Origin of the sequence: Micromonospora sp. NPDC023644, from assembly GCF_040640115.1 — a bacterium.
GTDB lineage: Bacteria > Actinomycetota > Actinomycetes > Mycobacteriales > Micromonosporaceae > Micromonospora.
In genome coordinates this window covers 1-20,595 of record NZ_JBFABA010000079.1, presented here as the reverse complement: position 1 = coordinate 20,595, position 20,595 = coordinate 1, and the positions used below count along the sequence as shown (strand labels likewise).

Annotated in this window: 21 protein-coding genes and 1 pseudogene; 6 read left to right on the top strand and 16 right to left on the bottom strand. The window is 73.1% G+C overall.

What is annotated here, in order from left to right; translation table 11 throughout:
* Positions 1 to 243 (top strand): annotated as a pseudogene (locus AB0G08_RS28735) (hypothetical protein); the annotation flags it as partial.
* A 193-nt stretch (positions 244 to 436) separates the two neighbouring features.
* Here AB0G08_RS28735 and AB0G08_RS28730 read toward each other — a convergent pair.
* From AB0G08_RS28730 to AB0G08_RS28720, 3 genes are read right to left on the bottom strand one after another with little or no spacing between them, the layout of a single operon-like run.
* Complete coding sequence (locus tag AB0G08_RS28730; protein WP_358093661.1) at positions 437 to 859, bottom strand: hypothetical protein; 423 nt, start codon at positions 857 to 859, stop codon at positions 437 to 439.
* Positions 860 to 869: 10 nt separating this feature from the next.
* A complete protein-coding gene (locus AB0G08_RS28725; RefSeq protein WP_358093658.1) occupies positions 870 to 1,127 on the bottom strand; it encodes a hypothetical protein in 258 nt (85 codons plus the stop codon).
* On the bottom strand, positions 1,127 to 1,504 hold the full coding sequence (locus AB0G08_RS28720) for a DUF2089 domain-containing protein (RefSeq protein ID WP_358093655.1): 378 nt from the start codon (positions 1,502 to 1,504) through the stop codon (positions 1,127 to 1,129). The genes AB0G08_RS28725 and AB0G08_RS28720 overlap by 1 nt, the downstream gene beginning before the upstream one ends.
* Before the next feature lie 314 nt (positions 1,505 to 1,818).
* Between AB0G08_RS28720 and AB0G08_RS28715 the strand changes: the two genes are divergently transcribed.
* Both AB0G08_RS28715 and AB0G08_RS28710 read left to right on the top strand, forming a co-directional pair.
* Positions 1,819 to 2,409: a pyridoxamine 5'-phosphate oxidase family protein gene (locus tag AB0G08_RS28715; protein WP_358093652.1), complete on the top strand. Its 591-nt coding sequence runs from the start codon at positions 1,819 to 1,821 to the stop codon at positions 2,407 to 2,409.
* Between the two features lie 353 nt (positions 2,410 to 2,762).
* Positions 2,763 to 3,104 carry an RNA polymerase-binding protein RbpA gene (locus AB0G08_RS28710; protein WP_007460094.1) on the top strand — a complete coding sequence of 114 codons (342 nt, stop codon included), beginning with the start codon at positions 2,763 to 2,765 and terminating at the stop codon, positions 3,102 to 3,104.
* 61 nt (positions 3,105 to 3,165) lie between these two features.
* On the opposite strand, the gene AB0G08_RS28705 is transcribed toward AB0G08_RS28710, so the two are convergent.
* From AB0G08_RS28705 to AB0G08_RS28665, 9 genes are all read right to left on the bottom strand, one after another.
* A complete protein-coding gene (locus AB0G08_RS28705) occupies positions 3,166 to 3,687 on the bottom strand; it encodes an FxsA family protein (RefSeq protein WP_358093649.1) in 522 nt (173 codons plus the stop codon).
* A gap of 84 nt (positions 3,688 to 3,771) precedes the next feature.
* Complete coding sequence (locus AB0G08_RS28700; RefSeq protein WP_358093647.1) at positions 3,772 to 4,578, bottom strand: polyprenol monophosphomannose synthase; 807 nt, start codon at positions 4,576 to 4,578, stop codon at positions 3,772 to 3,774.
* A 34-nt stretch (positions 4,579 to 4,612) separates the two neighbouring features.
* The gene (gene lnt, locus AB0G08_RS28695; protein WP_358093644.1) at positions 4,613 to 6,253 is read right to left on the bottom strand and encodes an apolipoprotein N-acyltransferase; all 1,641 of its coding nucleotides are present in this window, start codon (positions 6,251 to 6,253) and stop codon (positions 4,613 to 4,615) included.
* Between the two features lie 408 nt (positions 6,254 to 6,661).
* Positions 6,662 to 7,999: a glutamate mutase L gene (locus AB0G08_RS28690; RefSeq protein ID WP_358093641.1), complete on the bottom strand. Its 1,338-nt coding sequence runs from the start codon at positions 7,997 to 7,999 to the stop codon at positions 6,662 to 6,664.
* Positions 7,996 to 8,388, bottom strand: a complete 393-nt coding sequence (locus tag AB0G08_RS28685; RefSeq protein ID WP_357876475.1) for a hotdog domain-containing protein — start codon at positions 8,386 to 8,388, stop codon at positions 7,996 to 7,998. Before AB0G08_RS28685 ends, AB0G08_RS28690 begins: the two co-directional genes overlap by 4 nt.
* The gene (locus AB0G08_RS28680) at positions 8,385 to 9,086 is read right to left on the bottom strand and encodes an OAM dimerization domain-containing protein (RefSeq protein ID WP_358093664.1); all 702 of its coding nucleotides are present in this window, start codon (positions 9,084 to 9,086) and stop codon (positions 8,385 to 8,387) included. The genes AB0G08_RS28685 and AB0G08_RS28680 overlap by 4 nt, the downstream gene beginning before the upstream one ends.
* A 71-nt stretch (positions 9,087 to 9,157) precedes the next feature.
* Positions 9,158 to 10,744, bottom strand: coding sequence for a lysine 5,6-aminomutase subunit alpha (locus tag AB0G08_RS28675; protein ID WP_358093638.1), 1,587 nt, complete (start codon positions 10,742 to 10,744; stop codon positions 9,158 to 9,160).
* Positions 10,745 to 10,811: 67 nt separating this feature from the next.
* Positions 10,812 to 12,380 (bottom strand): amidohydrolase family protein, encoded by a 1,569-nt coding sequence (locus AB0G08_RS28670; RefSeq protein WP_358093635.1) that lies wholly within the window; start codon positions 12,378 to 12,380, stop codon positions 10,812 to 10,814.
* 5 nt (positions 12,381 to 12,385) lie between these two features.
* Positions 12,386 to 13,465: a zinc-binding alcohol dehydrogenase gene (locus AB0G08_RS28665; protein WP_358093632.1), complete on the bottom strand. Its 1,080-nt coding sequence runs from the start codon at positions 13,463 to 13,465 to the stop codon at positions 12,386 to 12,388.
* A 124-nt stretch (positions 13,466 to 13,589) separates the two neighbouring features.
* Here AB0G08_RS28665 and AB0G08_RS28660 point away from each other — a divergent pair, with 124 nt between their 5' ends.
* Positions 13,590 to 14,996: a lysine 2,3-aminomutase gene (locus tag AB0G08_RS28660; RefSeq protein WP_358093629.1), complete on the top strand. Its 1,407-nt coding sequence runs from the start codon at positions 13,590 to 13,592 to the stop codon at positions 14,994 to 14,996.
* Positions 14,997 to 15,125: 129 nt separating this feature from the next.
* Here the strand turns inward: AB0G08_RS28660 and AB0G08_RS28655 are convergent, their stop codons facing one another.
* On the bottom strand, positions 15,126 to 15,320 hold the full coding sequence (locus AB0G08_RS28655; RefSeq protein WP_358093626.1) for a CsbD family protein: 195 nt from the start codon (positions 15,318 to 15,320) through the stop codon (positions 15,126 to 15,128).
* 165 nt (positions 15,321 to 15,485) lie between these two features.
* On the opposite strand from AB0G08_RS28655, the gene AB0G08_RS28650 reads away from it, so the two are divergent.
* Positions 15,486 to 16,097 carry a histidine phosphatase family protein gene (locus AB0G08_RS28650; protein WP_358093623.1) on the top strand — a complete coding sequence of 204 codons (612 nt, stop codon included), beginning with the start codon at positions 15,486 to 15,488 and terminating at the stop codon, positions 16,095 to 16,097.
* On the opposite strand, the gene AB0G08_RS28645 is transcribed toward AB0G08_RS28650, so the two are convergent.
* The 3 genes from AB0G08_RS28645 to AB0G08_RS28635 form a co-directional block, all read right to left on the bottom strand.
* Positions 16,027 to 16,533 carry an Lrp/AsnC family transcriptional regulator gene (locus tag AB0G08_RS28645; protein WP_358093619.1) on the bottom strand — a complete coding sequence of 169 codons (507 nt, stop codon included), beginning with the start codon at positions 16,531 to 16,533 and terminating at the stop codon, positions 16,027 to 16,029. The two genes, AB0G08_RS28650 and AB0G08_RS28645, sit on opposite strands and share 71 nt — an antisense overlap.
* A gap of 94 nt (positions 16,534 to 16,627) precedes the next feature.
* Positions 16,628 to 17,770, bottom strand: a complete 1,143-nt coding sequence (locus tag AB0G08_RS28640) for an acyl-CoA dehydrogenase family protein (protein WP_358093616.1) — start codon at positions 17,768 to 17,770, stop codon at positions 16,628 to 16,630.
* On the bottom strand, positions 17,767 to 18,882 hold the full coding sequence (locus AB0G08_RS28635) for a Xaa-Pro peptidase family protein (RefSeq protein ID WP_358093613.1): 1,116 nt from the start codon (positions 18,880 to 18,882) through the stop codon (positions 17,767 to 17,769). Before AB0G08_RS28635 ends, AB0G08_RS28640 begins: the two co-directional genes overlap by 4 nt.
* Positions 18,883 to 19,109: 227 nt before the next feature.
* Here AB0G08_RS28635 and AB0G08_RS28630 point away from each other — a divergent pair, with 227 nt between their 5' ends.
* Positions 19,110 to 20,489: a glycosyl hydrolase family 18 protein gene (locus AB0G08_RS28630; protein WP_358093610.1), complete on the top strand. Its 1,380-nt coding sequence runs from the start codon at positions 19,110 to 19,112 to the stop codon at positions 20,487 to 20,489.
* Positions 20,490 to 20,595: the final 106 nt, after the last annotated feature.

Below are 20,595 nucleotides of genomic sequence, written 5' to 3'. Positions count from 1 at the left end.
GAGCAGGCCCGCGCGGAGCTGGCCGACCTCGCCGCCCGGCACGACACGCTGCGCGCCGACCTGGCCGCCGCGCGGGAGGCCGCCACCGCCGCCGAGGGCCGCGCCGACGACCTGACCGTACGACTGCGCGCCGCCGAGACCGACCGCGACGAGGCGCAGCGGCGCACGGCCCAACTGGCCGACCAGGTCAGCCACCTCGCCGCCGCGCTGGCGAACCTCGGCTCCGCCCGGCAGGCCAGCTGAGCGGCCCGGCCGGCGCCCGAGACGCCGTCGGGACGATCTGTGCGGGCCTCGCCGCTGCCGGTGTCGACGTGGACCCGGCCCGCCGCGCGGCTAGACTTCAGATTCGCAGTTCAACCGCTCCGCTGTAGCGGGCGCGGCCTCGGGAGGGTGTTCCCGCACCCTCCCGAGGGGTCCGTTTCGACTCCGACGGCGGCTACTCGCAGAAGACACGTACTTTCGCATCGGGCTGGTCGACCTCCACGGTCATCTCGTCGAGGTGCTCCACGAGCGCCTCGAGCTGTTCGGGCTTGAGTTGCGTCAGGTCGAACGGCACGCCCGACTTGTTCAGTTCGGCGTTGGCCTGACCCAGTGCCTGCGGCGGGATCAGGGCCGCCAGCCGTACGCCGGCCCGCAACAGCTGCAGCGGGACCCGCACGTTGACCCGCCCCGGCTCGCCGTTCTCGACGGTGTCCACCACCACCCGCAGGTACTTCGCCCTGTTCCTGGGGCGGGCGTCGAGACTCGACGCCGCCAGCGGCTGGTCCCGTTCGAGCGCGGCGATGAGCTGCTCCGCCTCCGTCGCGGTGATCCTGCCCTCGGCCAGCATGTCGAGGATGTCCCTACGCTGTTCGTTCAATGGACCTCTCCTATCGGATTGTCACGAGCACAGCCGTGCGGCCCTGCTCGACGTCGACCCGGGTGCCGGGCAACGCGGCGACGACGCGCCAACCGGTGCCGAGCGCGCGCACCACACTGACGCGGTACGCGAGGCAGGCCACGGCCGCCACCAGCACGACCAGGACCACGACCGGTGCGCACACGAGCGCGACGGGGAGCACCGGAATCCAGATCCGGAAGGGACGACCGGCCGGGCGTTCGACCCGTACGGTCACCGACTGCGGCATCACGGGCGGGCCTCCAACTCGGACACCGCCTGCTGTGCGGTGATCTCGCCGCGGCGCAACCGATCGATGACGTCGGCTCGCGACGGCGCCGGATCGGTCTCGACGAAGTCGAGCATCTGCGTGATCCGGTTCAGTCGTGACTTGACCGTCGGGTAGCTCACCCCGAAGATCCGCTCCATCTCCTTGATCGAACCGTGGCACCGCACGAACGCCGTGACGAAGACCTGGTCCTCGACGTTGAGCTGAGCCAGTTGCGGCAGCTCGAACTCGCCCTCGATCGCGACGCCGCTGCCCGCCAGGCGCACCCGCTCCACGACGAACGGCTGGCCCCGGGTCAGGTTGGTGAGTTCCTGCCAGTCCATCGCGCGCTCTGTCATGTATTAAGTTCTACCCTTCTTTTGCTTGATTTTGAAGATGTGGATCTTAATTTTCTTAACTCCCTGCCGCCCTTCCTGTCGGGGCCCGGGTCACGCCCGCTGTCACGCCCGACCACGCCCGCTGTCACGCCCGACCGGCAGGCGCGCCGGACGGCCGAGCGACGCGGCGCCTGCCCGGCTCAGCCGGCCGGTGACGCCGCGGCGAGGGCGTCGGTGGCGGGTACGCCGGTGGCACGCGGGTGCGCCGGTGGCCGCCGTGGGACGGCGGCGCCCCGGGGCAGCAGGGCGGGCCGTCGGCGGGTCATGATGCCCGGGTGGGAAAGACACATGAGCGCATCGAGGGCCGCCTGCGCACCTTCATCGAGGACCAACCGCTGTTCTTCACCGCCACGGCCCCGCTGTCGGGCGACGGCACCATCAACCTGTCCCCCAAGGGGCTGCGCGGCTCGTGGGCGGTGCTCGACGCGCACACCGTGGCCTACCTGGACTTCGCGGGCAGCAACGCCGAGACCATCGCGCACCTGCGGGAGAACGGCCGGATCACGCTCATGTGGTGCGCGTTCGAGGGCCCGCCGAACATCGTGCGGGTGCACGGGCGCGGCGAGCCGGTGTTCCGCGACGACCCCCGCTGGGGCGAGCTGGCGGCACACTTCCCGGACATCGACACCAGCGTCCACGGCCTGCGGGCGATCATCGTCGTGCGCGCCGACTTGATCCGCGACACCTGCGGCTACGCGGTGCCGTTCATGTCCTACGACGCCGACCGGGACCTGCACGGCAAGCGGTTCGCCCGGGAGGACGACGCGTCGCTGAGCGACTACTTCGCCGGCAAGGACCACGTCGCCCGCAGCATCGACGGGCTGCCGGGCCTGCCGCTGCCGCTGCCACCGACCCCGGCGACCTGAGCCGCCGCGCGGGAAGCGCAAGCGCGCACCCGGCCACCGCGGTCGGCCAGCTCCGGGGCGTGTGCCCGCAGCCGTGGACTTGGGGATGCGGACCTGGCTGTCGTCGCCCGCCCGGCGACCGGGCGGCGCGTCACCGGCCATCGCCGCCCGCGCTGCGCCGGGGCGGCTACCATCGCCGTTGGCAGCGGAAACACTCCACCCATCCGACCCGGCCCCGGGGCGACCCCGCCGGGCGGCTGGCATGGCCGGCTACCCTTGTGCAGGTCCGCCCGGGCACCCCGGGCGGGAATGGCCCGGCGGGAACGGACCGTTACACCGAGAAGACCAGCACCACGAACGAGGGGAAGTCGATCATGGGCGAGCGTATGCTGCGCGGAAGCCGTCTGGGCGCGGTCAGCTACGAATCCGACCGCAACACGGAGCTCGCGCCGCGCCAGACCCGCGAGTACCTCTGCGCCAAGGGCCACCAGTTCGAGGTTCCGTTCGCCGTCGACGCCGAGGTCCCCACGACCTGGGAATGCAAGTTCGACGGCAGCGTGGCCCGGCTGGTCGACGGCAACGAGCCGGAGCAGAAGAAGGCCAAGCCGCCGCGCACCCACTGGGACATGCTGCTGGAGCGGCGTTCCATCGCCGAACTGGAGGACATCCTCGCCGAGCGGCTGCAGGAGGTCCGCACCCGCCGCGGCCGCGCCTAAGCCGCACCGGACGCCACGGCGCCCCGGGAGCATCCGCTCCCGGGGCGCCGTCGTGTCCGCGTCAGTTCCGGCCGGGCTCGACGATCTCGCCCTCGATGGCCCGACCCCCGTCGACGACGGTCGGCTCGGCCGCCGGCTGCGGGGCCGGCTGCGGCGCACCGCGACGCACCCGCACCCGGCGCGGCCCGAACAGGTCACCGGCGACCATCGACGACACCCGCCGCTCCGCCGCCCGCTGCACCCCGTTGCGGGTCAAGCGGCGCACCGGCGGCACCAGCAGCAGCACCCCCACCAGGCCGCTGAGCAGGCCCGGCATCGCCAGCAGCAGCGCCCCCAGCAGCCCGACGAGACCGTCGGTGACCTGCCGGCCCGGCGGCTGACCGGCCTCCACGGAGGCCCGGAAGCCACGCCACGCGCGCATCCCCTCGCGCCGCAGCAGCACCAGCCCGAGCAGCGACGCAGCGAACACCGCCAGCACCGCCCAGCCGAACCCGATCGCGCGCCCCACCGCGACGAACACCACCAGCTCCAGCAGCGTCGCCGCCAACAGGGCCAACGGCACAAACTTCAGTCCTCGGCGCATCTCACCCCATCCGCCATCAGCGGCGCCGCGGCGCGGTCGCCCCGCGCGGGCGCCGGCGCCCCGTCCAGCATGACACGCCGCCGCTCAGGGCCACCGCACCTGACCCGTGGAGGTGCCGTGCAGGCCCCGCCGCACCGCCAGCCGCCGATCCTGCACCCCCCACGCGGTGATCCGCCACAGCGCCTCCGCCACGATCAGCGGGCTCATCTTGCTGCTGCCGCGCTCCCGCTCGGCGAACGTGATCGGCACCTCGACGATGCGTGCCCCCGCCCGGTGCGCCAACCGGGACAGCTCCACCTGGAACGAGTAGCCCTGCGAGCAGACCGACTCCAGGTCGATCTCGTCCAGGGCCGCCAGCCGGTACACCCGGTAGCCGCCCGTCGCGTCGGACAGTGGCATGCCCAACGCCACCCGCGCGTACAGGTTGCCGCAACGCGACAGCAGCAGTCGCCGCAGCGGCCAGTTCACCAACCGCGCGCCACGCGTCCACCGGGAACCGATCACCACGTCGGCGTCGCGGGCGGCCGACAGCAGCGCGGGCAGGTCCTCCGGGGCGTGCGAACCGTCCGCGTCCATCTCCACCACCGCGTCGAAGCCGCGCTCACGCGCCCACGCGAATCCCGCCAGGTACGCCGCGCCGAGGCCCTGCTTGCCCTCGCGGTGCAGCACGTGCACCCCAGCGTCGGCGGCGGCCAGGGCGTCGGCGACCGCGCCGGTGCCGTCCGGGCTGTTGTCGTCGGCGACCAGGATCTGCACCGCCGGCGCGGCACGGCGTACCCGCGCCACGATCCGCGCCACGTTGTCGGCCTCGTTGTACGTCGGGATCACCACGAGCACCCGACCCACGCCCGGATGACCGGTGTCCGGTCGGGTGCCGGTCGTCTCGCCCACCGTCGCTTCCCCTCCGCCGGCGTACCGGCTGGTGTCACCCGGCGTGGTGCCGGCGGCGCAGCACGGCCGCGCCGACCAGGGCCACCACCGCCAGGGAGGCAAACGCCACCTCCGGCCACAGCCCGACCCGGGTGGCCAGGGTGCGCCCGTCGTCCAGCCGCAGCTGCCGCACCACGACCGCTCGGGTGTTGAACCCGGTGGCGTCGCTTACCCGCCCGTCCGGGGCAACGAACCCGGACACCCCGACCGTGGAGGCCATCAACGCCGGCCGGCCGTGCTCGACCGCCCGCAGCCGCACCATGGCCAACTGCTGGCGCGCCTCGGCCACGTCGAACGTGGCGTTGTTGGTCTGCACCACCAGCAGCTGCGCCCCGCCGGTGACGGTGTCGCGGACCACCTCGTCGTAGGCGACCTCGAAGCAGATCACGTCGCCGAGCACCGCCGCCCCGGCACGCAGCACCCCCGGCTCGCTGCCGGGCACGAAATCGGCGCGCACCCGGTCGACCTGCTTGCTGACCAGCCGGGCGAGATCGCGCATCGGCACGTACTCGGCGAACGGCACCGGATGCCGCTTGGTGTACAGCTGCTCCAGGTCCGGGCCGCTGCCGGGCCGCCACAGGATCCCCGCGTTGCGGACCTGCCCCTCCCCCGGGCCACGCAGCACCGCACCGACCAGGATCGGCGCGCCGACCGCGTCGGCGGCCTGCGAGATGCGCGCCCCGGCGTCGGTGTCGCGCAGCGGGTCGATGTCGCTGGAGTTCTCCGGCCACACCACCAGGTCGGGACGCTCCCGCGTGCCGGCGCTCACCTGCCCGGCCAGCTCGATCGTGGCGTCGACGTGGTTGTTCAGCACCGCCTGCCGCTGGGCGTTGAAGTCCAACCCGAGCCGCGGCACGTTGCCCTGCACGATCGCCACCGTCACGCTCTCGCCGCCACCGGCGGCGGCCACCGGCACCAGCAGCCCCGCCACGGGCACCGCGACCGCCGCCGCGCTCAGCGCCGCCACCGGCGCCCACCGCCGCGGCGACTCCCACGCCCGCCACAGCGCCGCGCCGAGCAGCCCACCGGCCAGCGCCACCGCGAACGTCACCAGCGGCGCGCCGCCCAGCGCGGCCAGCCGCAGCAGCGGCGAGTCGCCCTGGCTGAACGCCAACCGCCCCCACGGGAACCCGCCGAACGGGGTGCGGTCGCGCAGCGCCTCCTGCCCCACCCACAACACCCCGGTCACCGCCGGCCAACCCCACCGCGTTCGGTCCACCAGCGGCGACACGAACGCCCCCGCCGCACCCAGCAGCGCCAGGTAGCCGGCCTGCAACAGTGACAACAACAGCCACGGCAGGTAACCGGTGTGCAGGTTCGTCCAGCTCAACAGCGGCGCGAACAGCGCCACCCCGGCCAGGAACCCCAGCCCCGCGCCCGCTCGCACCCGACGCCGGTGCGTCGCCACGGCCAGCAACGCCACCCCCAGCGGCGCCAGCGGCCACAGCCCGTACGGGGGAAACGCCGCCAGCAACGCCAGCCCGGCCAGCACCGCCATCGGCGCCGCCACCGGCAACGGCAGCGCCCCCGCCCGCCCGGCGGCGGGCCGCCTGTCGTCCCCGGTCGCCGCCGGCACCTTCCCCACGATCACGGGCCGAAGGCTACCCGCCGGCCGGGCGCCGCCCCACCGGGCCACACACCTGGCAGAGGCCGCGAACACAAATCGGGGCGCGGCTCGCGCCGCGCCCCGATGCTCCCAGGCCCTTCCCGGCCGGTGGGGCGAGAATGAGCTACGCCGACCTTCGGACCGACCCGACGCGGACTGGCTGCCCCCGCCTGGCCGTTGTCTACTGGCCGTGCACCTCACCCTGCCCGTACACCGGTAACCGCGGCCGGTTCGCGCCGCCCCGCCGACCCCCGCCCGCTGGACCTGGCCGCCGCGACGCACTGCTCACATGTCGCTCGGCCAGCGGACGAAGGGACGAAGCGAACAACAGCCGCTTCCCGTAGTAGGACTCAAAGACGGTACGGCGTGCACCCCCGCCGCTGTCAACCCGCCCGGGCCTGTCGTGTGATGCACCACGGCGTGTCGCGTCGGCGAGTCTCAATGCGTACCCAGGTGCCGACGCAGCAACGCCCCCGCTGCCTGAGGATGCTCGGCGGCCAGCAGCCCACCGGCGGCCAGCACGTAGTCGACGTCGACGACCGGCCGGGCCGCGCGCGGCAACGGCCACCCACCGGCATGATCCGCCAGCACCGCACCCAGCACACCGGCCGCGTCCGCCGCCGCCGCGTGCCGCAGCACCCCACCGGAACCCACCAGCAGCCGCACGTCGCGCAGGTCCCGCCCGGCCCGCTCCCCCGTGGCCGCCCCACGCGCGTGCCGGCGCAACGCCACCGTCGCCGCCAAGGTTGCGATCCGGGCATCCACCGCCCGGTCCGCGTCCCCCGACGGCAGGAACCCCGGATCGCCGGCACGCACCGCCGCCCCCGCCGCCAGGCCGTCGCGCTCCGCGTCGCTCAGCAACCGCTCCTCCACGGCCGCCCGCACCACCCCCGGCGCGCTCCACCGCATCCCCAGGTCCCCCTCGACGGTGCGGGCCCGCCACAGCGACCCCGCCACCTCCCGCCCCGGCCCGGTGGCCCGCTCGTCCGGCGTGAGCACCGAATACACGTCGGTGGTGGCGCCACCCACGTCGACCACCACCAGATCACCACCCAGGGCGTCGGCCAGCACCTCCACGCCGGTCAGCACCGCGTCGGGGGTGGCCGCCCGCACCAGCCGCGCGAACCGCGACCCCCGCGACAGCCGCTTCCCACCGATCACGTGCCGCAGGAACACCTCCCGGATCGCCGCCCGCGCCGACGCCGGCGCCAGCACCCCGATGCGCGGCAGCACGTTGTCCGCCACCGTCACCGGCACCCCCGCCCCCGCCAGCACGGCGTGCAGGCCGTCACGGACGTCGACGTTGCCGGCCAGCACCACCGGCACCCGCCAGCGGGCCCTCGCCAACCGCGTCGCATTGTGCGTCAACGTCTCGGCGTCACCGCCGTCGGTGCCACCCACCAGCAGCACCACGTCCGGCCGGGCCGCCCGCAACGCCGTCAGCTCCGCCGCACCGAGCCGACCCGCCGCCACGTGCACCACGTTCGCGCCCGCCGACAGACCCACCCGCCGACCCGCCTGCGCGGTCACCAGCTGCTCGTAACCGACGACCGCCAACCGCAACCCACCACCGGCCGACGAGCACACGTACCACGGCACCCCACCCACCGCCAGACCGGCCGTGGCCGCCGCCACCGCCGCGTCCAGGCCGTGCAGCACGTCCGTGCCCACCGTCGTCGGCGCCGACGCCGACGACACCAACGCGCCCGCGTCGAGGTCCACCACCGCCACCTTCGTGTACGTGGACCCGACGTCGGCGCAGACCGCGTACCTCACGCCACCGGCGGAACGACCACCGTGCCGGTCGCGGTGACCGCCACGATCGGCTCCTCGAGAACCTCCGCGGCCGACTCCCCCCGATCCGGACGACCCCGACACACCACCCGCGCGACGAAGTCGATCGTGCGGCTGCGGGTACCCACCCGGGTCACCGTCGCCGTCACCTCCAACACGTCACCCGCCCGCATCGCCGCGCGGAACTGCACGTCCGAGTACGACGCGAACAACCCCTCGTCACCATCGGTACGGATGCACACCTCCGTCGCCACGTCCCCGAACAACCCCAACGCGTACGCGCCGTCGACCAGGTTGCCCGCGTAGTGCGCGTGCGAATACGGCACGTAGCGCCGGTGCACGACCGTCAGACCCACCCGGGAATCACTCATGCCTTCGCCTTCTTCTCCGTGATCAACGCGTGCACCAGGTAACTCGCCACCTCACCCGGGGTCGTCCCCCGGCCGAAGATCCGATCCACGCCCAACTCGCCGGCCATCGTCTCGTCGAAACGCGGCCCACCCACGATCAGCAGCGGCCGCTTCCCCGCCGGCATCGCCTCCCGGAACGCCGCCGACATCTCCCGCGTGTTGTGCAGATGCGCGTCGCGCTGCGTCACCACCTGCGACACCAGCACCGCGTCGGCCCGCTCCACCCGCGCCGCCTCCACCAGCTCCGGCACACTCACCTGCGCACCCAGGTTCGTGACCTTCAACTCCCGGTAGTACTCCAGGCCCTTCTCCCCGGCGATGCCCTTGACGTTCAGGATCGCGTCGATGCCGACCGTGTGCGCGTCCGTGCCGATGCACGCCCCCACCACCGACAACTTGCGCCGCAACCGCTGCTTCACCACCGCGTTGACCTCCTTCGCCGACAACAGCGGGAAGTCACGCTCCACCACCTGCACCGCCGACAGGTCCACCAGATGGTTCACCCGCCCGTACACCACGAAGAAGGTGAACCCGTCACCCATCGGCTTGGCGTGCACCAGCATCGCCGGGTCGATGCCCATCTTGTTCGCCAACTGCACCGCCGCGCCCTCGGCCCGCTTGTCGTGCGGCACCGGCAACGTGAACGACACCTGCACCATGCCGTCACCGGTGGTGTCCCCGTACGGCCGGACGATCCTCTTCCCGGCGTCCCCGCCGGCCTCGACGGCGCTCACGCCCCCGCCACCTCTCCACCCGCCACCGCCGGCGCCTCCAGGATCTCCATGGCCGGATTGAAGTAGTCCGCCTCGTGCGCGGCCACCCCCGCCAACCCCTTGCCCCGGTCCGCCGGCCGCTTCATGATCCCGAACGTGCCCTCGGCGATCGCCGTCAGCAGCGACTGCTCACCGATGCGCTCCAGCAGGTCGACCGCCTCACCGAGCACCCGGTTGGCCCGCTGCTGGATGAACCCGCCCGGCGCCGGCACGAAGTCCTCGTGCAACCCACCCGCCGCGCCCAGCACGTACCGCACGTTCTGCAGGGCGATGTCCCGATCCGACAACCACGGCGTCACCACCGCCTCGGTCATCATCCCCACCAGCAGGATCCCCTGACCGGTCATCGTCCCCACCAGGTTGAAGAACCCGTCCAGCAGGTTCCCCCGGAACACGTCACCGGTCATGTGCTTCGTCGGCGGCATCCACTTCAACGGCGCGTCCGGGAACAACTCCCGCGCCAGCAACGCGTGCGCCAACTCCAGCCGGAACGACTCCGGCACGTCCGGATTGATCTCGAACGCGTGCCCCAACCCCAGCTGCCAGTCCGCCAACCCCGCCTCGTGCGCGAAGAACTCGTTGAGCAACTGCGACACCGTCACCGTGTGCGCCTCGTCCACCGCGTCCGCGGTGGTCAGGTAGTTGTCCTCACCGGTGTTGATGATGATCCCCGCCCGCGCGTGCACCTGCCGCGAGAACCGCTGGTCCACGAACGTCCGGATCGGGTTGATGTCGCGGAACAGGATCCCGTACATCGAGTCGTTCAACATCATGTCCAGCCGCTCCAGGCCGGCCAACGTCGCCATCTCCGGCATGCACAGACCCGACGCGTAGTTCGTCAGCCGCACGTACCGGCCCAACTCCCTCGACGACTGGTCCAACGCCGCCCGCATCAACCGGAAGTTCTCCTGCGTCGCGTACGTGCCCGCAAACCCCTCCCGCGTCGCCCCCTCCGGCACGTAGTCCAGCAACGACTGCCCCGTCGAACGGATCACCGCGATGACGTCCGCACCCGCGCGCGCCGCCGCCTGCGCCTGCGGAATGTCCTCGTAGATGTCCCCCGTCGCCACGATCAGGTAGATCCACGGCCGCTGCTTCGGATCCCCGAACCGCTTCACCAGCCGGTCCCGCTCCGCCCGCCGCCGGTCGATCGCCCGGATCCCCGCCCCGACCGCCCGCCGCGCCGCCTTCCGCGCCGCCGTGGCCGCCTTACCCGTCGGCCGCTCGAACCGCACCGACCCCGCCGCCGCCTTCTGCGCCAGCAACGTCACGTCGCCCACCTGCTCACGCAGCAAGGCGTCGAACACCGGCAACGCCACCCCGTGCCCCAACCCCACGTCCGCGACCACCGCGTCCACGAGCCGGTTCACCCACGGAATCCCGTCCGGATCGGCGCCACTCACCCCCGCCAGCCGCAGCACCGCACGCTCCACCGACACCGTGGTGTGGCTGCGCGCCAGATCCACCACCGGCTGCCCCGCGCGACGCGCCAACTCCCGCGCCCGCGCCACCAGCCGCGCATCCAGGTCAAGCTTGCCCGTCACACCGTCACCCCACTCCGCCCGGCGACGGCGCCACGCGCCCCCCGTGCCGTACCGATGGTTCGCTCGCTCACGAAGACCCTTCCTCGAAGATCACGTCACCGCGCAACACCGTGCGCCGACACACCGGCAGCGGCGTCGGGTCCTGCGGACCGCGCGCCTCCACATCCGCCGCCAACAACACCGGCAACCCCCGGTCCACCCCCGCCGGCGTCGACCACACCGCGAACGTCGCCGGCGCCCCCAACGCCAACACGCCCTCGCTGTCCATCCGCACCGCCCGCCACCCGCCACGGGTGTGCGCCGCGAACGCCGCCCGCACACTCATCCGCTGCGTCGGACTGTGGTGCCACACCGCCGCCCGCACCGAACCCCACGGGTCCAGCGGCGTCACCGGCGAATCCGACCCGAACGCCAACGACACCCCGACGCCGTGCATCGCCCCCACCGGATTCGACTCCAACGACCGGTCCAACCCCAGCCGCGACTCGTACATCCGACCCGCACCACCCCACAACCGGTCGAACGCCGGCTGCATGCTCGCCACGATCCCGTACTCCACGAACCCCGCGATCAACCGCTTGTTCATGATCTCCGCGTGCTCGATGCGGTGCCGGGCCGCCCGCACCCGGTCCGTGCCCAGCTTCTCCGCCGCCCCCGCGAACCCCGCCAACACCGTCGAGATCGCCGCGTCACCGATCGCGTGGAACCCACCCTGCACACCGTGCGCCGCACAGTCCAGCAGATGATCCCGCACCTGCTCCGCACTCAGGTAACCGTGCCCACAGCCCCCGTCACCGTCCAGGTAGTCCCGCGACACGTGCGCCGTACGCGACCCCAACGCCCCGTCGGCGAACAGGTCACCCCCCGCCCCCACCGCACCCAGCTCCCGGGCCCGCGCCGCACCCAGCAGCTCACCCCAGTAGCCGTACACCTCCGCCACCCCGTCACCCGACAGCGCCAACAGCCCCGTGAAGTCCTCCTCGTCGGAGATCTCCGGACCACCACACTCGTGCACCGCCGCGATACCCAGCGACGCCGCGTGCGCCAACGCCGCCCGCTGCGCCGCCACCCGCTGCGCCCGCGTCACCGACGCGAACGCCGCCGCCCGCACCACGTGGTGCGCGTCGCGCCGCAACCAACCCGACGCGTCGTACCCCGCCGCCGACACCACCTCCGGACACGCCGCCAGCAACGCCACCGACACCAACGCCGAATGGATCGACGCCTGCGACAGGTACACCCGCCGCCCCCCGGCCGCCCGGCCCAACGCCGCCGCGTCCGGCAATTCCGGCACCGACCAGCTCGACTCGTCCCAGCCGTGCCCCAGCACCACCGCGTCCGACGGCAACCCCGCCGCGAACCCCGCCACCGCGTCCAGCAGCTCCGCCGCCGAGCGCACCGCCGACAGGTCCAGCCCCGACAACGCCAACCCCGTGTCGGTCGCGTGCACGTGCGCGTCCACGAACGCCGGCGTCACCAACGCCCCGTCCAGATCCACCACCCGGTCGGCGGCCGGCGCGTCCGCGTCCACCCCCAGCCAGGAGATCCGGCCGTCGGTGACCAGCAGAGCCGTCGCGCTCGGATCGGCCGGGCAGTGCAGCGTCCCGCCGCGGTACAGAGTCGAGGGGTTCGTCATGACCATCAGTCTGCCGCCAGACGCGCCTCGAACAACGCCCGCACCCCCGACTCCGACCGCAGCAGACCCAACGCGAACTCCGCGTGCCCCGGCACGTAACCGTTGCCCACCAGCATCGTCACGTCCGCCGCCAGGCCCTCCGCCCCCAACGCCGCCGCCGCGAAACTCGTCGCCATCGAGAAGAACACCACCGTGCCGCCATCCGCCGTCGCCAGCACCGCACCGTGCTCACAGCCCGGCACGTCCACGCAGACCACCGTCACGTCCGCCGGCGCCCCCAACGCCGTCGTCACCGCCGACGACAACGCCACCGGATCCCGGGCGTCGGCCAACGCCACCGCGTCCGCCAGGCCCACCGCCGCCAGCGCGTCGCGCTCCGCCACGACCGGCACCACCCCGACCGTACGGGCGGCACCCGCCCCACGCGCCGCGGCCAGCGACAGCGACCCGCTCTTGCCCGCGCCACCGATCACCGCCACCCGCACCGGCGCCGGATCCCCCGCCCGCTCCCGCTCCGCCACGTACCGCGACACCACCCGCGCCGTCAGCGCCGGCGCCCCGCACACGTCCAGCACCGCCAGGGACAACTGCGGATCGAGATCCGCCGGCAGCACCGCCGCGATCGACCGGGCGAACAGGATCGCGTACCCGTCGCACGGCACCTGCTCGCTGCGCCCGTCCCAGCGGGCCAGGCCGTCGAGGATCGTCAGCGGCGTCAACGTCAGCGACACCAGCGTCGCCACCCGCTCCCCCGCCTTCAACCCCAGCGGGGAACGCCGCCCCGCCTCCTCCACCGTGCCGATCAGCATCCCGCCAGAGCCGGTCACCGGGTTCTGCATCTTGCCCCGGGCGGACACGATCTGGAGCACCTCGGCGCGCACAGCGTCGCCGTTGCCGCCGTGCTTCTCCCACAGCTGCCGGAAGCTCGCCGCGTCCAGGTTCAGCCGCTCCACCCGGATCCGCACCTCGTTCGGCGCGATCTCCGGACTCGCGTCCAGCCGCCACGCGGCCTGCGGCAGCACCCCCGCCGGTTCGACAACGCGGTGCAGACCCACCGGTGACGTCACGCCGACCTCCCCTGTCATGCCGCTCGAAGCCCCGGCCAGGGCTCGCGTAGCGGGAAAACTTCCGGCAGACTAATTTCTTCACCGAATATTTTCCAGTAGCCTTCGGGGTCGCTGATCAATCGCACCACATCGAGGAGGGGCCGTGACCCAGACCCAACCGGTGGAGACCCTGCCTGCGCCCCGCTCCGCGCCGGTCGCGGTCCCCACCGCCGGACAGCCCTACGAGTACCGCCGCGCGCCCCTCGTCGAACCCGACTGGACCCGCTTCCCCGGCTGGCGGCACGTCACCCGCGACCAGTGGGAGAACGCCCAGTGGCAGCGCGTCAACTGCGTCAAGAACATCAAGCAGCTGCGCACCGTCCTCGGCGACGGGGTCGACGAGACCTTCTACGCCGACCTCGAGGCCGACCAGCAGGCCCTGGCCACCATGTCCATGCTGGTGCCGCCGCAGATGATCAACACCATGGTGCCGTTCGCGCCGATGAGCACCGAGGCGTTCCTCGCCGACCCCGTCCGGCGCTACATGATCCCCGTCGCCTCCGACCGGCGTACCGACTGGCCCTCCCACCCGTACGCCAGCCGCGACTCCCTGCACGAACACGACATGTGGGTCGCCGAGGGCCTCACCCACCGCTACCCCACCAAGGTCCTCGCCGAGCTGCTCTCCACCTGCCCGCAGTACTGCGGACACTGCACCCGCATGGACCTCGTCGGCAACTCCACCCCCGCGGTCGACAAGCTCAAGCTGACCCTCAAGCCCGTCGACCGCTACGACGCCCACATCGGCTACCTCAAGGCCCACCCCGGCGTCCGTGACGTCGTCGTCTCCGGCGGCGACGTGGCCAACGTCCCGTGGAAGAACCTCGAGTCCTACCTGATGCGGCTGCTCGAGATCGAGACCATCCGCGACATCCGCCTCGCCACCAAGGCCCTCATGGGCCTGCCCCAGCACTGGCTCCAGCCCGACGTCGTCGAGGGCCTCGAACGGGTCGCCCGCACCGCCGCCCGCCGCGGCGTCAACCTGGCCATCCACACCCACGTCAACCACGCCCAGTCGCTCACCCCGCTGGTCGCCAGGGCCGCCCAGACCGCCCTCGACGTCGGCGTACGCGACGTCCGCAACCAGGGCGTGCTCATGCGCGGCGTGAACGCCACGGCCCCCGACCTGCTCGACCTCTGCTTCGCCCTCCAGGGCGAGGCCGGCATCCTGCCGTACTACTTCTACATGTGCGACATGATCCCCAACGCCGAGCACTGGCGGGTTCCGGTCTGGCACGCCCAGCAGCTCCAGCACGACATCATGGGCTACCTGCCCGGCTACGCCACCCCGCGCATCGTCTGCGACGTCCCCTTCGTCGGCAAGCGCTGGGTGCACATGCTCACCGAGTACGACCGCGACCGCGGCATCTCGTACTGGACGAAGAACTACCGCACCTCCATCGAGTCCGCCGACGCCGAGGCGCTCAACAAGCGCCACGCCTACTACGACCCGATCGACACCCTGCCCGAGACCGGGCAGCAGTGGTGGGCCGAGCACCGCAACGACTGACCACCAGCACGCCGTCACCCCCGGAGCCGACCACGGCCCGGGGGTGACGCGTTTCCCGGGCCGGGCGGGCCCGCGAGACACCTCTCCGGCGACGTGGCCACCCGGCAGGGTCGCCACGTCGCCCACGGATCACCTCGTGAAGGCGTCCTTCACGTCCCGACCGGCGTCCTTGAGGTGCTCCCCGGCCTGCCGGGCGCGCGCGTCGCTCTGCTGCGCGGCACCCTCCCCGCGCATCCGCTCGTTGTCGGTGGCGCCGCCGAACCGTTGCCGGGCGGCGCCGGCCAGCTGGCCGACCTTGTTCTTCGCCTTGTCGGTGAAGCCCATGTCGCCTCCTCCGCACGGGCCGGGCCTTCCCCGGCCCTCGCCGATCCGGTGCCCGGGCCTTGTCGCGGGAAACGTGTTCGTGCCGTGGTGGCGGACCGCACACCCGCTAGGGCATCCTAGGACACTAGGTGAACGGTGGGAAGGGGCTTCTGGTTGACTGGACGAATGGGAGAGATCCTGCTGATCCGGCACGGCGAGACCACGTGGAGCGCCACCCGACGGCACACCTCGTACACCGACCTCCACCTCACCCCCGACGGCGAACGGCAGGCCCGCGCCCTCGGCCGGTTCCTCGCCGGCCGGCGCTTCGCCGCGGTCCTCACCAGCCCCCGCGCCCGGGCTGTGCACACCGCGCGCCTCGCCGGCCTCACGGTCACCGGCACGGTCGACGACCTGGCCGAATGGAACTACGGCGAGTACGAGGGGCGCACCACCGCCGACATCCGCGACGACCACCCCAGCTGGTCCATCTGGACCGACGGCTGCCCCGGCGGGGAGTCCCCGAACCAGGTCGGCGAGCGCCTCGACCGGGTGCTCGCCCGGGTCCACCCGCTGCTCGACCGGGGCACCGTCGCCCTCGTCGGGCACGCCCACAGCCTGCGCGTGCTCGGCGCCCGCTGGATCGGCCTGCCGCCGTCCGCCGGCGGGCTGCTACGGCTGGACACCGCCACGCTCAGCGTGCTCGGTCACGAGCACGGCCGTCAGGTCATCCTGCGCTGGAACCAGCCGGTTCCCCCGGCGCCCGCGAACGCGCCCGAGTCTGGGGCTCGGCACTGATCTTCGGCGGCCGGTTCTCGTAGGGCGTCGACAGCACCACCGTCGTGCGGGTGGTCACGTTCGCCGCCGTCCGGATCTCCTGGAGCAGCCGCTCCAGGTCGGCCGGGCTGGCCACCCGCACCAGCAGGAGGTAGAAGTCCTCCCCCGCCACCGAGTAGCACGAGTCGATCTCGGGCAGGTGGGCCAGCCGCTCCGGCGCGTCGTCGGGCTGCGACGGATCGAACGGCCGGATCGCCACGAACGCGGTCAGCGGCAGGTCGAGGGCCTCGAAGGAGACCCGGGCGGCGTACCCCTTGATCACACCGCGCTGCTCGAGGCGGCGCACCCGCTGGTGCACGGCGGAGACCGACAGGCCCACCTTCTCCGCCAGATCCGTGTACGACAGCCGGCCGTCAGCGGTCAGCGCGGCGATGATGGCACGGTCGATCTCCTCCACGGCGTGCAACCTACCGGGAAAACCGCTTCCCGGCGACGACGCGGCCCGCCGGCGCGACGCGACACACGTGCCGCGCCGGCGGGGCGGCCGTCCGTCAGCCCTTCGCCAGGGCCCGCGAGATGACCAGCCGCTGGATCTGGTTGGTGCCCTCGACGATCTGGAGCACCTTGGCCTCGCGCATGTAGCGCTCCACCGGGTGGTCGGCCACGTAGCCGGCCCCGCCGAGCACCTGCACGGCGTCGGTGGTCACCCGCATCGCCACGTCGGTGGCGAAGAGCTTCGCCTTCGCCGCCTCGATCGAGTACGGCCGGCCGGCGTCGCGCAGCCGGGCCGCGGCCAGCGTCAACGCCCGGGCCGCGGAGATCTGGGTGGCCAGGTCGGCGAGGGTGAAACCCAGTCCCTGGAAGTCGATGATCGCCTTGCCGAACTGCTGCCGCTCCCGGGCGTAGCCGACCGCGTAGTCCAGCGCGGCCTGGGCCAGCCCGACCGCGCAGGCGGCGATGCCGAGCCGCCCCGAGTCGAGGGCGGACATGGCGATGGTGAAGCCCGCCCCCTCCCCGCCGATCAGCCGCTCGGCCGGCACCCGGGCCGAGTCGAAGGCGATCTGCGCCACCGGGGAGGAGCGCAGCCCCATCGTCCGCTCGGCCGCCTGCGGCTCGATGCCGGGCGTGGCGCGGTCGGCCAGCAGGCAGGAGATGCCCTTCGGGCCGGGGCCGCCGGTGCGGCAGAAGATGTCGTAGAAGTCCGCCACCCGGGCGTGGGTGATCCACGCCTTGGTGCCGTCGACCACGTAGGCGTCGCCGTCGCGCACGGCCCTGGTCGTCAGCGCGGCGGCGTCCGACCCGCCCTGCGGCTCCGACAGGCAGTACGCCCCGAGCAACTCCCCGCCGATCATGTCGGGCAGCAGCTTGCGCTGCTCGTCCGTGCCGAACTGGGCGAGGGGGTAGCAGGACAGGGTGTGCACGCTGACCGCCTCGGCGACGGCGAGCCAGCGTCCGGCCAGGATCTCCAGCACCTGGAGGTAGACCTCGTAGGGCTGGGCGGCGCCGCCGTACTCCTCGGGGTAGGGCAGGCCGAGCAGGCCGGCGCGCCCGAGGGTGCGCAGCACCTCGCGGGGGAACTCCGCGCGCTCCTCGAACCCGGCGGCCCGGGGCGCGAGCTCCCGGTCGGCGAGTTCGGTGGCGAGGTCGAGCAGGTCGTGGGCCTCGTCGGTGGGGAGGATCCGGTCGACAGTCATAGCGCGATGAGCTCCGTGGGGATGGTGTTGAGCCGTTGCACGCCGTCCGTGGCGCAGACGACGATGTCCTCGATGCGGGCGCCGTGCCGGCCCGCCAGGTAGATGCCCGGTTCGACGGAGAACGCCATCCCCGGCTCCAGGCGGCGGGCGTTGCCGGCCACCACGTATGGCTCCTCGTGGCCGTCCAGGCCGATGCCGTGGCCGGTGCGGTGCAGGAACGCCGCGCCGAAGCCGGCGGCGGCGATCGGCTCCCGGGCTGCCGCGTCGACGTCGGAGGCGGTGACCCCGGGGCGGACCGCGGCCACCGCGGCCCGCTGGGCGGCGTGCAGCACCGCGTAGTAGTCGACGAACTCGGCCGGCGCGGGGGCACCGACGACGTAGGTGCGGGTGCAGTCGGAGCGGTAGCCCGACGGCATCGTCCCGCCGATGTCCACGACGACCGGTTCGCCGGCGCCGATCGGGCGGTCGGAGGTGCCGTGGTGCGGGCTGGCGCCGTTCGGACCGGCGGCGACGATCACGAAGTCCACGCTCACGTGGCCGGCGGCCCGGATCGCCGCGGCGATGTCGGCGCCGATCTCCGCCTCGGTGCGGCCCGGTCGCAGCCACTCCCCCATCCGCGCGTGCACCGCGTCGATCGCCGCGCCCGCCTCGGCCAGCGCCGCGACCTCGGCCGGCGACTTGCGGAGGCGCATCTCGCGCAGCACCTCGGAGGCCAGCCGCTGGGCGACGCCGGGCAGCGCCGCGCGCAGGGCCAGGACCTGCTCGGCCCACATCCGGTCGGCCAGCCCGACCGCCGCCACCGGTCCGCCGAGCGCGGCGACGAGCAGCGGGTACGGGTCGCTGCCGTCGGCGTGGTCGACGATGCGTACGCCGGTGGCCGGCGCCGGGGACGCCTCGGCGGCGGGCCGCTCCAGGGTGGGCACGATCAGGGTGGGCTCGCCCTGCGCGGGCAGCACCAGGCAGGTCAGCCGCTCCCCCTCGTGCGCGTCGTAGCCGGTCAGGTAGCGCAGGTCGGAGCCGGGAGTCAGCAGCAGCGCGTCCAGGCCCGCGGCGGCGGTGGCGCGCTGGGCGTCGGTCAGCCGCCGGGGCGGATACAGCTCGTCGGATCCCACCCGGTCAGCTTAACGGTCGTTCGGGGGCGACCCCAGCCCGCCCGGCACGCCCGAAACGCCGCCTATTCATCGAACATCATCGTTGACGACACAGTTAACACTCCTTAGGATTTGGCTGCCTCGAGGATCTCCACCCCGTCCCCACCCGTACGCCCGCGCACGGCGCCTGATCGTTGCGGCCGCCGGCGCGGGCGGCACGGCCGCAACCCGCCCACGGGAAGGCCCCGATGCCCTCATCGCTGTCCCGCCTCAGGTCGGCCCTCGCCGCCGGCCTGCTCACCCTGGCCACCGCCGCCACCACCCTCACGCTGGCCCCCGCCCCCGCGCAGGCCGCCGTGCTGCCCAACGACTTCCGCAGCGTCGGCTACCTGCCGTCCTGGTCCGGCGACGTCAACGCCGTGCAGTACGGCAAGCTCACCCACGTCAACTACGCGTTCGTGCTGCCCAACGGCGACGGCACCCTCCGCCCGGTGGAGAACCCCGCGAAGCTCTCCCAGCTGGTGTCCCGCGGCCATGCCAGCAACGTCAAGGTGTCGATCGCCATCGGCGGCTGGAACAACGGCGACGACTCGGCCTTCGAGGCGCTCGCCGCCAACGCGGGCAGCCGTACGGCGTTCGTCAACAACGTGGTCAACTTCGTCAACCAGTACAACCTCGACGGCGTCGACATGGACTGGGAGTACCCGGACCCGGGCGCCTCGGCCACCAACTACACGGCGCTGATGCAGCAGCTGGCCGGTGCCCTGCACAGCCGGGGCAAGCTGCTCACCGCCGCCGTCGTCTCCGAGGGCTGGTACGCCGAGGGCGTGCAGCCGGCCGTGTTCGGCCACGTGGACTGGCTCAACATCATGGCGTACGACGGCGGCAGCCCGCACGCCAACTACGACTGGTCGATCAACGCCGTCAACTACTGGAAGTCCCGCGGCCTGCCCGCCCGCAAGGCGGTGCTCGGCGTGCCGTTCTACAGCCGACCCGGCTACCACACCTACGCCTCCCTGGTCGCCATGGACCCGGCCAACGCCAACCGCGACTGCACCACGGTCGGCGGGACCCAGCAGTGCTACAACGGCATCCCGACGGTGAAGCGCAAGACCCAGTGGGCCATGGCCAACGCCGGCGGCATGATGAACTGGGAACTCAGCCAGGACACCACCGGGGCCACCTCCCTCGTCAGCGCCATCTACGACACCGCCACCGGCGGCACCACCCCGCCGCCCGTCGGACGGACCGGCCCGATCACCGGGATCGGCGGCAAGTGCGTCGACGTGGCGGCGGCCTCCACCGCCAACGGCACCGCCGTGCAGCTCTACGGCTGCAACGGCACCGCCGCCCAGAACTGGACGGTGGGCACCGACGGCACCCTGCGCGCCCTCGGCAAGTGCGCCGACGTGGCCAGCGGCTCCACCGCCAACGGCGCCAAGGTGCAGCTGTGGGACTGCAACGGCACCGGCGCCCAGGTCTGGCAGGCCCAGTCCAACGGCACGCTGCGCAACCCGCAGGCCAACAAGTGCCTCGACGCCACCGACAACAGCTCCGCCGACGGCACCCGGCTGCAGATCTGGGACTGCTTCGGCGGCGCCAACCAGGTCTGGCAGCTGCCCGCCTGAGCGGCCCGGGGCCCGTCACCGCCTCGGCGGGGCGGGGCCCCGCGCCGAGGGCCGCCCCCCCCGCCGGCGGGCCACCGGGCCCCCCCCCCCGGCGCCGGCCCCGCCC

Coding starts and splice junctions, on each gene's coding strand:
- AB0G08_RS28725 (WP_358093658.1), bottom strand. CDS start 1,127: ATGCCGCAGTCGGTGACCGTACGGGTCGAACGCCCGGCCGGTCGTCCC.
- AB0G08_RS28720 (WP_358093655.1), bottom strand. CDS start 1,504: ATGACAGAGCGCGCGATGGACTGGCAGGAACTCACCAACCTGACCCGG.
- AB0G08_RS28710 (WP_007460094.1), top strand. CDS start 2,763: ATGGGCGAGCGTATGCTGCGCGGAAGCCGTCTGGGCGCGGTCAGCTAC.
- AB0G08_RS28705 (WP_358093649.1), bottom strand. CDS start 3,687: ATGCGCCGAGGACTGAAGTTTGTGCCGTTGGCCCTGTTGGCGGCGACG.
- AB0G08_RS28685 (WP_357876475.1), bottom strand. CDS start 8,388: ATGAGTGATTCCCGGGTGGGTCTGACGGTCGTGCACCGGCGCTACGTG.
- AB0G08_RS28680 (WP_358093664.1), bottom strand. CDS start 9,086: ATGGTGCAGGTGTCGTTCACGTTGCCGGTGCCGCACGACAAGCGGGCC.
- AB0G08_RS28670 (WP_358093635.1), bottom strand. CDS start 12,380: ATGACGAACCCCTCGACTCTGTACCGCGGCGGGACGCTGCACTGCCCG.
- AB0G08_RS28665 (WP_358093632.1), bottom strand. CDS start 13,465: ATGACAGGGGAGGTCGGCGTGACGTCACCGGTGGGTCTGCACCGCGTT.
- AB0G08_RS28655 (WP_358093626.1), bottom strand. CDS start 15,320: ATGGGCTTCACCGACAAGGCGAAGAACAAGGTCGGCCAGCTGGCCGGC.
- AB0G08_RS28650 (WP_358093623.1), top strand. CDS start 15,486: ATGGGAGAGATCCTGCTGATCCGGCACGGCGAGACCACGTGGAGCGCC.
- AB0G08_RS28640 (WP_358093616.1), bottom strand. CDS start 17,770: ATGACTGTCGACCGGATCCTCCCCACCGACGAGGCCCACGACCTGCTC.
- AB0G08_RS28630 (WP_358093610.1), top strand. CDS start 19,110: ATGCCCTCATCGCTGTCCCGCCTCAGGTCGGCCCTCGCCGCCGGCCTG.